This window comes from Mesorhizobium sp. M0802, from assembly GCF_040320115.1.
In the GTDB taxonomy this organism is placed as follows: domain Bacteria; phylum Pseudomonadota; class Alphaproteobacteria; order Rhizobiales; family Rhizobiaceae; genus Mesorhizobium.
The window spans coordinates 34,005-50,001 of record NZ_JAMYOY010000006.1; the positions used below are offsets into that span (position 1 = coordinate 34,005).

Below are 15,997 nucleotides of genomic sequence, written 5' to 3' on the forward strand. Positions count from 1 at the left end.
GATGAGCTTTGCTGTCTGGTTGGAAAACCGTACGCCTTTCGAGACTGCGTCTTACACGCTGCCTGACGCGGACGGTCAGGAGGTTTTTCTGGGCCTTTTCTCAGCGAGCTTCGACGGCGCGGAGGACATGACCTTCCTGAAACCTGCCGAGGAACAACTGCCGGTGACGCTCAGCGATGTCCCTTTCGGCGATCCTGCCCTTTCATCGACGCGATACGAGGCCGATATTGCGATACTGAAGCCCGGCATCGACGTCATCGTCAACGGCACCGCTTATGCACCAAACGGCAAGCCGGTCCGGGAAATGCAGGCGGGACTGAAGTTCGGACCACTGCAAAAGGTGCTTAGTATCGTCGGAGACCGTATCTACGATGCCGGCAGCTATAGCGCGCCGCATCCATTCACACGGATGCCCATCATCTATGAACGCGCCTATGGCGGCACCAACGCTGATCTGAAGACCGATCCACGCAACCCGCTGGGAGTCGGCTTCGCCCATGCCCGCTCAGTTGATCCAGCAGTGAAGACGCAGGCACCAAACATAACCTACCCGGCCGAACCATTCATGAGTCCCTCGGACAAGCCGCGGCCGGCCGGTTTCGGGGCGCTCGGACGCGGTTGGCAACCGCGCCTGCGGTTGGCAGGGACCTATGATCAGAATTGGATCGACAACCAGTGGCCGTTACCGCCGAAGGACTACGATCCGCGCTACAATCTTGCGGCGCCGGCAGATCAGCAACTTCCAGATCTCAACGGCAGCGATCAGGTCACGCTGATAGGACTGACTCCCGGTGGCCGCTGGAGCTTCAAGCTGCCGCGCGTGGTCGCGCCCATCCGCCTGATCTTCGATGACCGTGTCGAAGATCACATTTTCAAGGCAGATACGATCATCATCGAGCCCGATATGTTTCGGGTGACGCTTAAGGCCCGGGTGACCGTGACGACGCGACGCAATCGACCTGCATTGCGGGAGCTTGTCTTCGGCCATGTCACGCCGGCGCTGATTGCGGCGAAGCGAAAGGGCAAGGACTATTTCGCGCTGCGCGGAACTGACGGTACCATCACCGAACGCCCGGCGTGGCTGCCGTGACGCGGCCACTCTACATCGTCGGCGGTGGCGCGGTGACGCCTGCTGGCCTGAACAGGCGGCAAACGCTCGCCGCGATCCGCGCCGGGCTCTCCGCCTACGAAGAGTACCTGCTGGCCGAGCCTATGGGTGCGTCGCAGGTCGTCTCGCGCATTCCCACTCACTGGTCGTTGAGAACCACGGGTTGGGACTGGCTGGTCAACATGGCGGCGCGCGCGATCATTGACGCGCTTGCATCGACAGGAGCGGACCCGCGCACGACCGTACTTCTGCTGGTATTGCCGGAGCCGTTCAGGAATCATGCAGCCTTCGAAGAAGAAGATCCGTCCAGCTTCCTGAATGCCGTTGTGCGCGCGTGCGGCAACCCATTTCATGAAGCGTCGCGCGCGCTCGACGGCGGTGCCGCCGCAAGCATCGGCGTGCTTGGCCAACTATCCGAGATACTTGGCCAGCCTGGCGTCGAGCGTATCCTGCTCGGCGGCGTCGACAGTATGGTCAACGACAAGGATATTGCGCGGCTCGCCGAGGCGGGGCGGCTGAAGGGCTCCGACAACGCTCAAGGGCTCGTTCCCGGAGAGGCGGCAGCCTTCGTTTGCCTCCAATCGAGGCCGGATCCGAAGTCGCCGGGTCTCGCCGCCATCCACGGCGCTGGCTTTGCCCAAGAAGCCGATACTGTTCTGACGGAGCGATATAGCCAAGGCAAGGCACTGCTCGGTGCGCTTCAAGGTGCGCTGAATGGGACCGGCAATGGTCCGCGCGAGCCCGACATCGTCTTTGTCGTCAGCAATGGCAATGGGGAGCGTTATAGCGGGTGGGAGGCAAACATCGCACGGTCTCGGTTCTATCGCACACGGCGCGAAATCTTGCCGATTGCCTATCCAGCAATGACTGTCGGCGAGGTGGGAGCGGCCGGCGGAGCGCTGGCGCTTCTGGTGGCGGCCGACAGTTTCACCGAAGGCTATGCGCCGGGTCCGGTCGCCATGTGCGAGGTCGCGTCCGAAGCCGGGTTGCGCGCGGCGGCGCTGGTCAGCCAAGTCAAGTCCGCCTGACTACATCCAGGCAGGGAAGCGCTGCGTACGCCGCCAGTCGGCCAAAGGGAGGTCAGGGTTGGCGAAAGAGGCGTGGATCGCGGCGAGCCGCTGCCGACGCATCGAGCGGAATGCGACGTGTTTGCCCGGTCCCCGCCCATGGTCCCACCACGCACTCGCGCGTTCGGCTATTGGAAGCGGCGAGTCCTCAATCTTGGCGAATTGCTTTCCAAGCAGCGCGGGATCGACAGTGAAGACGTTGGTGTCGTTGAAATCGACTTCGAACAGATCGCGCCAAGCTAGGCCCGCGGCATAGGCCGACTGCGGCTCGCGCATGCGTTCGATCAGCCATGGGACGATCGATCTGTCGCCAAGCAGTCCGATGGCGGCTAGAGCCGGCTGTCGCAACGACGATTTGTCCAGACATTTCTGAAGCCAGGCCTTTGCGGAAGTTTGGTCCGAGGCGAGTAAGCGGATGTCGATCACCTCACCTTGCGGAACACTGGCGGAGGCGAGCAAATCATCAAGGACAGGCAGAGCTGTGCGGCTCGCGCCGAGCAGACAAGCGGCGAAAGAGCCTGCCAGCCGCTCCCGCGGCTGGTCGGCAGCGAGACGCTCGATTACCATCGGGAGCAGATCACGGCGTCGCAACCCGCCTGCCAACCGCAGCGCCCGCATGCGGACCTCAGTCTGGCCATTTGTGACCAGTACGCCCAGGCTCGACCTGGCATCGGCGCGATGATGCCAGAGCGCCGCAAGCCCGATGCATTTGAGTATCGTTTCCCTGGAATCGACCCACGTGGCGACAAAAGGACGGAGTTTTTCGCGCGATGTCCGGGCAATGGCGCCTGATATGCCCTTGATTCCAGTCTCGCCAAGCGCGGCGGCGGCTTCGATCACCGCTGCAAGCGGCTTTTCCAATCCCCAATGAAGAGCCAGGCAAGCCATGACAAAGAGTTCTGGGGCTTCCGGATAATCAGAGAAACGTTTGTTTGCCGCCGCCCATGCGGCCTCACCCGATGCGAACAAGCCTTCAAGATTGGCGTCGAGCCGCTGATCGATACGGCCGATATCGATTTCGCCCAGAACCGGACCGTCGATCTCGCGGCGCCGCCGAGACCAGAGGAACGCAGCGTCCTCCGCGTGCTGGTCGACGATGACGGGGATAGTTGCTAGGCGCTGCATTGGCTCGGCCTAATTCAGGTGGACGGCCGCCCCTCGTATCCAGTTCGTACCGGTCGCATGACTGCTGAGCTGTGTGCCGCGGATAGAGACGCGCCCGTTCTTCTCCATAATGATGGACGCCAAGCCGCATCTGAGCTCGATCCGATCGCGCGCGTCCAATGTCACCGCCTCGCCGTCGCGCAACACTTCAACGGGATGCGCACTGGGCCGCGGATCGACTATCCGTCCGACCACAAGCGGCCGGGCGGGGTCACCTGCTTCGAACAGGAGCGCCACTTCCGAGCCGACCGAGGAAGCGTCGAGAGAGGCGAGGCTGCGAGCCTTGAGCGCCGTATCACTTGGGTTGCCAACAAAAACGACGAGCGGCGAACCTCCATCGAAGCCAATCAGAAGGCCGATGACCACACCGTCGATACGCTCCACAACGTCCATCGCTTCGCCCTCAATTGTTGTGAACACTGCTGCCTTTGATCTTGGTCTTGCCATCGGCCTTCACGTCGATGTCGCCACTGCCGTCGAGCCTTATGTCCTTGCCCTTGAGGCTGATTGTGCCGTCCTTCTTGAGGATGATGCTGGCGTCGCCACATTTGAGCGTAATCTCGTCGGCCGCCTCGATGTACAGCTTCTTGCCGAATTTCATCACGCCATCTTCGCCGACGATGACACTGCTTGCCTTGGCTACTTTTAACGAATAGGCCCCGCCGACTTCGATCCCCTCGTCCGCCGCAATCTTGGCCAGACGCGCCTTGCCAACCTGCGAGGAATGGGCCCCACCGACAGTAAAACTCTGGTCGGCGGCGACGTCAACCGTCTGCGCGGCGCCGATTTGCCATTTGTCTGCCGCGCCAATCGTATGGCTTTGCGCCGCGCCCACAGTGACCGACCGCGTCGCACCGATCGTGTTCGTCTGCGGACCGCCCACAGTTCGGGTCTCGGATGCTCCGACCGAATCGACCCGGGCCGCGCCAACGGTCACTGTCTGGACGATTGCAACCGTCTGGGTGTGGTTGGCACCTATGGTCTCCGTGGAGTTCGAGCCGATGTTGATCGTCTCATCGACCCCCACCGTCAGTGAGCGGTTCTTGCCCACCGTCTCAGTGTCGTTCGACCCGATATTGGTCGTCTGGTCGACGCCGACCTTGACCGTCTTGTTGTTGCCGACGTCCTCGTCGAGGTTGTGACCGACGGAGTGCTTGGCGTCGTGGTCTATGCGGTCGGACTGGTCGTGCTGGACCAGCTTCTGGCGATCATTCTTGATCAGAAGGTGATGGTCCTTCTGCGCCTGGAAATTGACCAGTTCGGAGCCGGCCTTGTCCTCGAACATCAGCTCGTTGTAGCCGCCACCGCCCTTCGACGAGTTGGATTTCCAGCCCGACTGCGTGGCGTTGCCGGGCAGCCCGTAGGGCGGCATCTGCGAGGCGTTGTAGACCCGGCCGGTGATGATCGGCAGATCCGGATTGCCTTCGATGAAATCGACGATCACTTCCTGGCCGATGCGGGGAATCTGGATGAAGCCCCAGCCGCTGCCGGCCCAGGTCTGCGACACGCGCACGAAGCAGGAGCTCTTCTGGTCCTTCTTGCCCAGGCGGTCCCAGTGGAACTGCACCTTCACCCTGGCATATTTGTCGGTGAAGATTTCCTCGCCGGACGGACCGACGACCGTCGCCGTCTGTGGCCCGCGCATGATCGGCCGCGTCGTGATGCGCGGTGGCCGATAGGCGACTGAAGTCGGCGCCACGCCGAGCACGACCTTGAAATTCTCGCCATCGGTGTCGACGCCGGCGCGGTAGCCCGGATCGAACAGCCGGTATTCGGCGCTGACGACCAGATACTCCTTGTTCTGGTCTTTGCGCGGAAAGCCGTCGAGCTTGAAGGTGCAGCCGGAGAACAGGCCGCGCACGGTGCCGACGGCGGCAATGCGCATATGCGGCGCCTGGATTTCTTCGCGCCTGATCGCCGCCAGGCTGTCGCCGCGGCCGACTTCCAGATGCGCGCCGGGGTGGCGATAGTTCTCGCCGGCAGCCTGCTTGTGGCCGAAGGGCTGTGCCGACTTCGCCATCAAATCGGCGGCGGGCTTCTCGAAATCATAGTCGGTGTGGGCATAGGCGCCCGGGCGCACCGCACTGCCTGGAATCCACTCGGTGATGTATTCGACGTCGCGGCGCGAGCCCTGTCCTTCGAACTGATAGAGCACGGTCTCATAGCCAGGCGCCGGCTTCAGCTTGCTCATGGCGTCGGCCAGGATCAGTGTGTGCTCACCCTCGGCATGCTCGAAGAAGTACATTATGCCTTCATGCTCGAGCAGCCGCTGCACGAAATCGAGGTCGCTCTCGTCGTACTGCACGCAATATTCGCGCGGCGGATAGGAGCCTTGCAAGCGCTTCTCGAACTTGGCGATGCCGCCATATTTGGAGAAAATCTCCTCCACGATCTCGACGGCGGTCTTGTCCTGGAAAATGCGGCAGTCGGTGGTATTGCCGAGGAACCACAGCCACGGCCTGACGACCGCCTCATAGTGAGCCAGCCGATCTTCGATGCGGGTAAGGCGAAACTCGGCGATGAGGCCGCTGAACCAGCGCTTGGGGTCGGCCTCGCCTTCGATCGAAACGGCGCCGCCCAGCATCTTCAGCGGGTCGATATCGGCATTGGTCGAAACAAATCCAACGGTGTAGGCAAGGCAGCGGCTGATCTCGTCGCGGCCGACGAGATGCGTGAAAGTCAACAGTTCGGCGCCGACCGGCGTCTGCACAAGCGCGGCGCGTTGTTCACTCGGCATGGGTCGTGCCCCTCCTGAGCGCTAGTGTGGCAGGTTCGAAGCCCTTCTTGTGTTAACGACCTCACGTTCAGGGATATTTCGCAACTTGCCACCCAAGCCATGTTGAGCCTACCACATGTTCTATGGCAGACCAAAGAGGACAAGCGGCAGGCCGTTGCTGTTTGCGCCGCTTTCGCCAGTGTGAAACGCCGCTCTCCCGCTGTGCCCGCAAGCTGCTAGACTGTGGCACATCGGATCAACGGAAACGGCAGCGGTCGACGGTCCATAGCGCATGTTCATCAGTCTGCAGATCAGCAATGTCGATGTCCTGCCTGCCGGGCTGCCGCCCGGCTACGCATCGCGCGACCGCGGCTTCGAGATCGGGCGGGAGAACTGCGCCTGGACCTTGCCCGATCCGGACAAGTTCATCTCCGGCCGACATTGCGAAATCCGCTACGAAGGCGGCGCCTTTTTTCTCCACGACGTCTCGCGCAACGGCACATTCGTCAACGGGTCGAGCCAGCGCCTGACCGGCCCGCATCGGTTGGCGCAAGGTGACCGGCTCCGGATCGGCCGCTATATCGTCTCGGTGTCGATCGATGACGGGAACCCAGCCTTCGGTGGCCATGGTTCGACGCAACGGCAGATGCCAGTTGCCGGATCCTTTCCAGACCATGTCGCATCGCCACGGTCACCGACCGCGCCACCCGCTTCGGTCTCCAGCCGGCCGCAGCAAGCCGACGAGATCCTGCGCGCGATTGCCGCCGGCGCCGGCATTCCGCCAGAGGTGCTTTTGCTGCGCCAACCGCAGGAGGTAGCCGGCGAGATCGGCGCGGTGCTGCGCATCGTCGTCGACGAGCTGGTGTTGCTGTTGAAGGCGCGCGCCGCTGCAAAAGTCCTGGCCAAGACCAGCGACCGGACCATGATCAATTCCGCCGACAACAATCCGCTGAAGTTCGTGCCCGGGACAGACGAAATCCTCGACATCATGTTCGCGCGGCGCAGGGCCGGCTATCTCGATGCCAGGCACAGCATCGAAGACGCTTTCCACGACCTCAAAACACATGAATTCGCCACCTTCGCCGCCATGCAGGCAGCGCTGTCGCGGTTGCTTGACGATCTGTCGCCCGAGGCGATTGCGAAAAAACTGCCGCCATCCTCCTTTGCCTCGAAGAAGACGCGCGCCTGGGACGCGCTGGTCGCGACCTGGCGGGCCAAGGAGGAAGCGCACGAGAACGGCATGCTGGACATATTCCTCACCTATTTCAGTGAAGCCTATGCCAAGGCCGCCAAACAGAAGACCGGCAAGGGCTAAGCCCGCGCACCGCTGAAGACACCGTGAAGGCGACCCGAGCACGGGCCGGCCACCAAAATTGCGCCGGGTTTCCATCGCAACCTTCTGAGACTACGATCACATACGACGATTGAGCACGCGGGTACGGTTGGTCGACCTCGGGGGTCTGCGGCACATGTCATGTCACGGCGAGATAGCGTCCTGCGGTCCGCGTTTGCGCGGACATGGCGCTGTGCGTCGCGGCGCGCGGGCGTAGAGGCAGGGATCGGCGATGAGCTCGAAGGATGATCCTTTCGATCCGACCGGCAAAACCGTCATCCGCCCCAGCCGCCCCAATCCCGGCCGCAAGCAAAAGACGGTTCTCGCCCGCGATGCGCCGGCCCCCGGCAGTACGGTGATCGCCCCTGCCAGCGTCCCGGAACCCACGGTTTTCGATCCCAACGCCGGCCGCCAGCCGCCGTCCGACGTCACGGGGACGGTGATCTATCAGGGAACGCCCTTCGCCAACGCGCCGGCCGATCCGCCCGTTCACGGCTCAGCCGGGACGGCGGGGAAAACGCCATGGGATGCGCTGCACGGCGCCAGCGATGCCGTCGATTATGGCGCGGCCAACCCGATCGTCGCTGCCGCGGCGCCCTTGCTGATACTGCTTGGGCATCTGCGGCTGATGGCTGTCGAAAGACCGGCCGAGCCGCTGGCGCAGCATGTCGCCGGCCTGATCGAGGATTTCGACCGCAAGATCGCCAGGACCGATACCTCGGAAGAGGATGCGCGCATCGCCAGCTATGTGCTTTGCGAAACCGCCGACGATATCGTCGCCAATCTGCCCGGTTCCAGCCGGGATGCGTGGGCGCAGCACGCCATGCTGCAGCGCTTCTTCCAGGTCAAACCCACCGGCGCCGGTTTTTTCCAGGCGCTGAACACGGTGCTGGCGACGCCGGAACCTCATCGCAATCTCATCGAGCTGATGCATGTCTGCCTGTCGCTTGGCTTCGAAGGCCAGTATCGCGGCCAGCCGCGCGAGAGCCTCGAACGGGTCCGCCGCGACGCCTACGAGACATCAGCCTATTTCCGCGTCCTCGGTGACGACGACATTTCGCCGCGCTGGCAAGGCTTGTCGGTCACATCGGCGCAAGGCTCCAGGCGGGTTCCGCTCTGGGCCATAGCCGCTGCAACCGCGGCAGTTTTGACCGCAGCCTTTTTCACGCTGCGCGTGCTCATCACCAATGATGGCGAGGCTGTTGCCGGCGAGTTGCTGGCGCTCAATCCGGCGACGCCGGTCACCATCGAGCGCACCGGTTTCGTGCCGCTGACCGAGGAGGTGAAAGTCGTCGCAGCGCCAACGACGATTGCGCAGGTCGATCGCATCCGCACTGCCTTGGCCAAGGAGATCGAAGGCGGCGGCGTCAGCGTCGGCACCAAGGGTGATTTCATCATCGTGGAAATCAGCAACGCCCTGCTGTTCCAGTCGGGACGAGCCGAGGTCAAGCCGGAGTTCGAGCCGGTGGCCGCCAGCATCGCGGCGGCTCTCGACGCGGAGCGCGGGCCGATCCGGATCGTCGGCCACACCGACAACGTCAAACCGAAGAAGACCAGCGCCTTCAAATCGAATTTCGACCTCTCCGTCGCACGTGCCCAGTCGGTGGAAAAGATGATCGCAGCGCATTTCAGCGATCCGTCGCGGACAAAGGTCGAGGGCAAGGGCGAGGACGAGCCCATCGCCGACAATGCAACGCCGGACGGCCGCGCCAAAAACCGCCGTGTCGATGTAATGATCCCGCGGGAGGAGATGCTGTGACCGGCTGGCTGCTGCGCATCTTCAGCGCGCTCGCGCTCGCCGGCTTTGCCGCCGCGGTCTGGTACGCCGGCCCGTTAATCCGCTTTGCCGGCGCCCGGCCGTTGGATCCCATCTGGCTGCGGGCAGCGATCATCGGCATCGTCGTCGGAACGGTGGCGATCATCTATGCAATCCGGTTCTGGCGCAGGCGCAAGGCGCAGAAGGCGCTGGAGGCCGCCATGGCCAGCGCCGAGGATGACGGCAGCGATGCAAAGGTGCTGGAAGCTCGCATGAACGAAGCAGTCGCGACGCTCAGGCAGTCGAGCGGCAAGCGCAACTTCCTCTACGACGTCCCCTGGTACATCGTCATCGGCCCGCCGGGCGCCGGCAAGACCACCGCGCTGGTCAATTCCGGCCTGAACTTTCCGCTTGCCGGGTCGGGCCAGGCGCAGCCGGTGGCGGGTGTCGGCGGTACGCGCAATTGCGACTGGTGGTTCACCGACGAGGCGGTGCTGATCGACACGGCCGGGCGCTACACGACGCAGGATTCCCATGCACGGACCGACAGCAAAAGCTGGCTGGCGTTCCTGTCGCTGCTCAAGCGGCACCGGACGCGTCAGCCGATCAATGGCGTCATCCTGGCGATCAGCCTTGCCGATCTGATGGCGGACGGAGAGCAGGCGGCCCGTGTCGCCGAGATCCGCAGCCGCCTGCAGGAAATCCACGAGGTCCTGAAGGTCCGCTTTCCCGTCTACGTGCTGTTCACCAAGGCCGACCTGGTCTCCGGATTCATGGAATATTTCGGCGGTTTCGACGAAGCACGCCGGCGCAAGGTGTGGGGCGCGACCTTCCAGACCGCCGAGCGCGGCCTGAACATGGTCGCAGAAGCGCCAGCCGAATTCGACGCGCTGGTGAAGCGCCTGACCGAAGAGATGAGCGAGCGGCTGCAGGCGGAGACCGATCCGGTCGCGCGCATCGCCATTTTCGGCTTCGCCGCGCAGCTCGGTGCGCTGAAAGGCCGGATCGTGAATTTCCTCGAGGGCGTTTTCGAGCCGACGCGCAAGCAGCTGAACGCCCCCCTGCGCGGCCTGTATTTTTCTTCCGGCACGCAGGAAGGCACGCCGATCGACCAGTTGCTGGGCAGCATAGGCCGCAGTTTCGGCAGGAATGCCCAGGCGCATCTTTCCGGCACCGGCAAAAGCTTCTTCCTGCACGATCTGTTGAGCCGCGTCATTTTCGCCGAGTCCGGCTGGGTGTCCTATGACAGGGCGGCCGACAGGCGCGTTGCGATCGCCCGCTACGCCGGCCTGACAGCGATCGCGGCCATAGCGATCGCCGCGCTTGGCGTTCTCGGCCTGAGCTTTACGACCAACAAATCGCTGGTCGCCGCGACCGGCCAGGCGGCAGGCCAATACCGCGCGACAGCCGCGCCGCTGCTGGCCAGCACGACGGTGTTGGATGCCGACCTCGAAACCGTCATCGGCGCGCTCGATGCGCTGCGCGGCCTGCCGGCCGGCTACGATACGAGAGACCAGCCCACCCCGGCCACGGCGACGTTCGGCCTCAGCCAGCGTGAGCGTATCCTTTCGGCCTCCGAGACCGCCTACCGGCAGGGGCTGGAGCGGATGTTCCGCTCGCGCCTGCTGTTCCAGCTCGAACGCACGATCGAGGCCAGGATGGCCGATCCGATGGCGCTGTACGAGCCGTTGAAGATTTACCTGATGCTGGGCGGCAAGGCGCCGAAAGTGGATGACGAGCTGGTCGTCACCTGGCTGAAGCGGGACTGGGAACAGAACCGCTATCCCGGCGCCCACAATCGCGACGGCCGCGCGCAACTGGAGAAGCATTTGCGCGCCATGCTGGCCCTCGACGATGACCAGGATCCCTCGTTCGAACTCAACCGCGCGCTGGTCGAATCCGCCCAGCGCTCGCTCGGCCGCATGAGCCTTGCCGATCGCGCCACCGCGCTCATCCAGTCGGCCACCTATGCGGCGGCGCTGGACGATTTTTCGGTGTCATCGCAAGCCGGCGCGGAGGCGCCGATGCTGTTCGAGCGCAATGACGGAAACGATCTCGCCGGCCTTCGCGTCCCCGGTCTCTACACCCATGCCGGCTTCGACTTCTATCTGGCGCAACTTGCCAGGAGCGCGCAGGCGCTGGTCGACGATCAATGGGTGATCGGCTCGAGCGGCGAGCAAGGCGGTTTCGACCAGGAACTGCTCAAGCTCGGCCCGGAGCTGCTCGATCGCTATGGCAAGGGCTTTGCGGCGGCGTGGAACGAGGTGCTCGACAGGTTGAAGTTCAAGGCAATGGCCGCCGACAAACCGCAATATCTGGCGCTGTCCGCAGCGGGATCACCGAGTTCGCCGCTGATGCAGCTGTTCGAGGCGATCGCGCGCGAAACAGCTTTGACGCAAGAGCGCAATCCGGCTGCGCCGTCTCAAGACAGCGACCAGGAAATCGCCGCGCGCGCCAAGGGCCTCGCCCGCATCGGCATCGAGATTGCGGCGCGCAAATCGCAGAGCAGGGCCGGGACCGCCTTTGTCAGCACCCAGAACCAGGATCCCGGCGCCAACATCGAAGCCCAGTTCCGGTCTTTCCAGGCTTTGGTGGCCGGGGCGCCGGGGCAGCGGCCGCTCGACGCTCTGACCCAGAATTTCCGCGAAATCTACCAAAGCGTGCGGCTGGCGGCCGATGTCCCCGCGCAGACCGACCAGGCCAACGCCAATCTGCAGCTGCAGATCTCGACGCTGCGCGCCAATGCCTCGCGGCTGCCGAAGGCGCTGGCCAGGATGGTGAGCGCGGCGGCGGACGATTTCGAGGGCACCGTCGCCGAAACATCGACCACGCGTCTCAACGAGATGCTGGAGGAGACCGTCGGCCGTCCGTGCGAAGAGATGATTGCCGGGCGCTTTCCATTCGCCCCCGCCGGTACCGACGATGTCGCCATGGCGGATTTTGCCAGATTGTTTTCTCCAGGCGGGGTTCTCGACCGGTTCTTCGCGCAGAACCTGGCGTCGCTGGTCGACATGAGCGGCCAGGACTGGGACTGGAAGCAGGACACCAGGTTCGGCCGCAATCTGGCGAAATCGACGCTGAAGAACTTTCAGCTCGCGGCACAAATCCGCGCGGCTTTCTTTCCGCTCGGCGGGCCGGTGCCGTCGATCAACATCACCTTCACGCCGCTGTCGCTGCATGGCGATGCCGACATGGCGCTGCTCAATATCGACGGCCAGGTGCTGCAGGCCACCCAGGCCGGCAACACGCCGGGCCTGATTCCGTGGCCGGGCAAGACCGGTTCGGCCAGTCTCAGCCTGACGCCGGAGCTGCCCGGCCGCGAGTCCGCAATCAAGTTCGACGGTCCCTGGGCGTTGAAACGATTGCTGGACAAGGGGCAGGTCACCGCCAATGGCGACAGTCTCGAAGCGCATTTCCTCATCGGCGGGCGCGATGTCGCCTACACGATCAAGACCGGGGAGGACGGTAATCCGTTCACGCTGCCGGCGCTCTCCGCGTTCAGCTGTCCGAAGGCTTTCTGATGGGGAATTGCATGGCAGGACCAGCGATTGCAGGACGCAGAGACAGCGGCGGCACCACACGGTCCGTCATCAGCGGCTTAGATTTCGATACTCTAATGAATGGGGCTGTGGCAGACTGGCCAGGCACGTCAGCCAAGGCGTTGCGGAGCGTAGGCAAGTGAACGATGCCGCCTTTGAGAGCTACGGCGTGAGCCACAAGGGCTGCGTGCGCGACCACAATGAGGACAGCTTTCTGGTCGAGCCGCGGATCGGCCTCTGGGTGGTGGCCGACGGCATGGGCGGGCACGAGGCCGGAGAAGTCGCTTCGGCAAGCATTGTCGAGCATCTGGCGACGATCGGCATCGCCAGTTCGGCGCCGGATCTGCGCGCCCGCTTTGAGGATCGGCTGAACCGGGCGCATGCCGAGATCCGCCGGATTTCGCGCTCACGCGGCGTGACCATCGGCTCCACCGTTGCCGCACTGCTGGCCATGGACGGCAGGTTCGCCTGCCTGTGGTCGGGCGACAGCCGCGTCTATCTCGTGCGCAACGCCGCGATCTCGCAGATTTCGCGCGACCACACCGAGGTCCAGGAACTGCTCGACAGCGGCGCGATCAGCGCGGCCGAAGCGGAGAACTGGCCGCGCCGCAACGTCATCACCCGCGCCATCGGCGTCAACGACGAAATCGCCATCGACTTCCAGCAGGGAGAGACCCTTGCCGGCGACATTTTCATCCTCAGCACGGACGGCCTGACGGCGCATGTCAGTGACGCGGAGATTGCGGCTGCAGTGCTCTCGGCAGCGCCGCAGGCTGCCTGCGAAAAGCTGCTTTCCATGGTGCTTGAGCGCGGCGGCACGGACAACGTCACCATCGTTCTGGTCAAGATCAGAGACAAAGGCAATGGCCTGTCCCGAGCAGAAGGCCGCGACCGATGAGCTCCGACGACAAGACCCGGCTATTGCCCAACATGGCGGATACCAGCGTCGGCACGCAGCTCAGCGGCATCTACGAGCTCGACGAACGCATCGCGTCGGGCGGCATGGGCGAAGTCTATCGCGGCCACAACATCCAGACCGGCGATCATGTCGCGATCAAGATCGTGCTGCCGGAATTCGCCCGCGATCAGACGATCCTGTCGCTGTTTCGCAAGGAAGCCTCGATCCTCAACCATCTGTCGCATGACGCGGTCGTGCGCTACCACGTCTTCACCATAGATCCCGGCATCGGGCGGCCCTATCTGGCGATGGAATTCGTCGACGGCCAGTCGCTGTACGACGTCATGCGCGGCGGGGCGATGGCGACTCCGGATGTGCGCAAACTGTGCCACCGGCTAGCCTCGGGCCTGAGCGCCGTGCACCAGGCCGGCGCCATCCACCGCGATCTGTCGCCCGACAACATCATCCTGCCGGGCGGCCGGGTCGAGCGGGCAAAGATCATCGATTTCGGCATTGCGCGATCGGCCGCGGTCGGTGGCGAGACGCTGATCGGCGGCAAGTTTGCCGGAAAATACAATTACGTCTCCCCCGAGCAACTCGGGCTCTATGGCGGCGAGGTCAGCGAACAGTCCGACATCTACAGCCTGGGGCTGGTGCTGGCGGCGGCGCTGCGCGGCAAGCCGATCGATATGGGCGGCTCGCAATACGAGATCGTCGAAAAACGGCGGACCGTCCCTGATCTCTCCGGCATCGATGCCGATTTCAGGGACATTGTCGAAGCGATGCTGCAGCCTGACCCGGATGATCGACCGGCCAGCATGGCCGAAATCGCCCGGTTGACGCGCGACGACAGCGACGCGACCTTGCCGCCGGCATCGCTCGCGCCCCGGCCCGGTCTGCCGCGAACCGGGCAGACCGCAGGGCCTGTCTCGAAGGTCGGGGACTCGCCGGCCCAAGGCTTCGGTTCGGCCCCGCCAAGCGGCACGGCGGAGCCGTCTTTCGTGCCGCACGTGCGCCCGGCGCACCTGTCGCACCCGAAACCGGCTGCTGAAACTCCCAAGCGAGCAAGCACACCACCGAAGCGTGCTACTACAGGCAGAAATCTGACGATCGCGGTGCTGTCGGCGGTGGCCGTGGTATCGCTTGGAGGGCTCTATGCATCGGGTATCGTGGGATTCGGAGACCGGCCTCGCGTCACCGACACCGGCAAGCCGCTCCAACCCGAACTGACAAAGCCGATCGTCGCTGACAAGCCCGTTTCGGACACTGCGCCGGTCGAGAAGACGGTGCCAAAGCCGCAACCAGCGGAGACTCCGGCTGAAGATCAGGCCAAAGCGCCGGTCGAGCCGCAGCCGACGCCGCCAGTCGCGTCGAGCGCCACGGCCCCGCTGCCGGCCGCACCAACCGACAAGACCGTCGCGCTGCAACCGCCATCCGGCCCGTCACAGTCCGATGCCGCGAAGAACCCCGAGCCTGTCAGTCCGCCGGTAGAGCCCAAGGCGACAGCGCCAGCCACGCAAACACCTGAACCGACGGCCGAGGCCCCCAAACCCACAGCACCGACGCCGGAACCCACCGCTCAAGCGCCCGAGCCCAAGGCGCAGGCGCCTGAACCGACCGCGCAGGCGCCCAAGCCGGACACGCAGGCGCCTGAACCGACCGCGGAGCCTAAGCCGAGCCAGCCCGATATCGCCAGCGGTGAGCAGGCCGACAAGCCGGCAGAGCCCGACATTGCCATGAACGTGCCCAAGCCGGAGGTGCCGCCACCGGCCGATGCGGCCGCGGAGCGGGTCACCTGGGTACGCGCCTTCAATGGTGGTGATTGTTTTTTTGCGACGGTGACGTCGGTCGCCGACAAGGGTGTCGCGATCGAGGGCTTCGGCACGTCGGTGCCACCCTTCGAACAGTTGCTTGGGGAATTCCAGGCGAAGTTCCATGTCGAGCCGGATATCAGCGTCCGCCTTATCCAGCCCCCGCAATGCGGGATCACCGGCTTCCTGCGTTTCATGGGCGCGAGCACGGCCGACAGGCCGCAGCTTGTCCTCGACCAGACATCGGTGCCGGACGGCTCGCCGATCGACGGCACGCTGATGACGCATGGCGGGCTGGTGTCGAGCGTGTTCCTGATCGACCACAGGGGCATCGCGTTCAACCTCGACGATCATGTTGTCGTACAAGCCGACAAGGCGACCTTCTCGATCCCGATCGGGCTCGGCGCCGCCGACAAGGCGGCAGGCAAGGCGTTGCCGCAGATCATCATGGTGATCACCGGGCCGCAGGACATAAAGGCGGCGGACTTCACAACGCCGACGCCGGCCTCGGTGCTGTTGCCCAGGATCCTCGACGAGATCGGCGCCAGGAGTTCGGCATTTTCGGCGACCGCCAAATACTTCCGCCTCGGCGGCTAGCACCGACG

10 protein-coding genes are annotated in these 15,997 nt (G+C 64.1%); 7 read left to right on the forward strand and 3 right to left on the reverse strand.

The features are described from left to right. Position 1: 1 nt before the first annotated feature. Together NKI10_RS11235 and NKI10_RS11240 are read left to right on the forward strand one after the other, a co-directional pair. Positions 2–1,090, forward strand: coding sequence for a DUF2169 family type VI secretion system accessory protein (locus NKI10_RS11235; RefSeq protein WP_352859925.1), 1,089 nt, complete (start codon positions 2–4; stop codon positions 1,088–1,090). Continuing rightward, complete coding sequence (locus NKI10_RS11240) at positions 1,078–2,136, forward strand: hypothetical protein (protein ID WP_023687021.1); 1,059 nt, start codon at positions 1,078–1,080, stop codon at positions 2,134–2,136. Before NKI10_RS11235 ends, NKI10_RS11240 begins: the two co-directional genes overlap by 13 nt. Here NKI10_RS11240 and NKI10_RS11245 read toward each other — a convergent pair whose 3' ends face one another. Genes NKI10_RS11245 through NKI10_RS11255 form a run of 3 tightly spaced genes read right to left on the reverse strand, consistent with a single transcriptional unit; the run spans position 2,137 to position 6,076 of the window. Further along, positions 2,137–3,300, reverse strand: a complete 1,164-nt coding sequence (locus tag NKI10_RS11245) for a hypothetical protein (RefSeq protein WP_352859927.1) — start codon at positions 3,298–3,300, stop codon at positions 2,137–2,139. A gap of 9 nt (positions 3,301–3,309) precedes the next feature. Continuing rightward, positions 3,310–3,732, reverse strand: coding sequence for a DUF6484 domain-containing protein (locus NKI10_RS11250; protein ID WP_352859929.1), 423 nt, complete (start codon positions 3,730–3,732; stop codon positions 3,310–3,312). 10 nt (positions 3,733–3,742) lie between these two features. Continuing rightward, positions 3,743–6,076, reverse strand: a complete 2,334-nt coding sequence (locus NKI10_RS11255; RefSeq protein WP_352859930.1) for a type VI secretion system Vgr family protein — start codon at positions 6,074–6,076, stop codon at positions 3,743–3,745. A gap of 271 nt (positions 6,077–6,347) precedes the next feature. Between NKI10_RS11255 and tagH the strand changes: the two genes are divergently transcribed. The 5 genes from tagH to NKI10_RS11280 all read left to right on the forward strand — a co-directional run bounded on the left by tagH (position 6,348) and on the right by NKI10_RS11280 (position 15,989). Then, the gene (gene tagH, locus NKI10_RS11260; protein WP_023692193.1) at positions 6,348–7,370 is read left to right on the forward strand and encodes a type VI secretion system-associated FHA domain protein TagH; all 1,023 of its coding nucleotides are present in this window, start codon (positions 6,348–6,350) and stop codon (positions 7,368–7,370) included. A 250-nt stretch (positions 7,371–7,620) separates the two neighbouring features. After that, positions 7,621–9,147, forward strand: coding sequence for a type VI secretion system protein TssL, long form (tssL, locus tag NKI10_RS11265; RefSeq protein WP_352519180.1), 1,527 nt, complete (start codon positions 7,621–7,623; stop codon positions 9,145–9,147). Beyond that, on the forward strand, positions 9,144–12,665 hold the full coding sequence (gene tssM / locus NKI10_RS11270; protein WP_352859932.1) for a type VI secretion system membrane subunit TssM: 3,522 nt from the start codon (positions 9,144–9,146) through the stop codon (positions 12,663–12,665). The genes tssL and tssM overlap by 4 nt, the downstream gene beginning before the upstream one ends. A 157-nt stretch (positions 12,666–12,822) precedes the next feature. After that, a complete protein-coding gene (locus NKI10_RS11275) occupies positions 12,823–13,581 on the forward strand; it encodes a PP2C family protein-serine/threonine phosphatase (RefSeq protein ID WP_023692196.1) in 759 nt (252 codons plus the stop codon). Then, positions 13,578–15,989, forward strand: a complete 2,412-nt coding sequence (locus tag NKI10_RS11280; protein ID WP_023714862.1) for a serine/threonine-protein kinase — start codon at positions 13,578–13,580, stop codon at positions 15,987–15,989. Before NKI10_RS11275 ends, NKI10_RS11280 begins: the two co-directional genes overlap by 4 nt. The last annotated feature ends 8 nt before the right edge of the window (positions 15,990–15,997 follow it).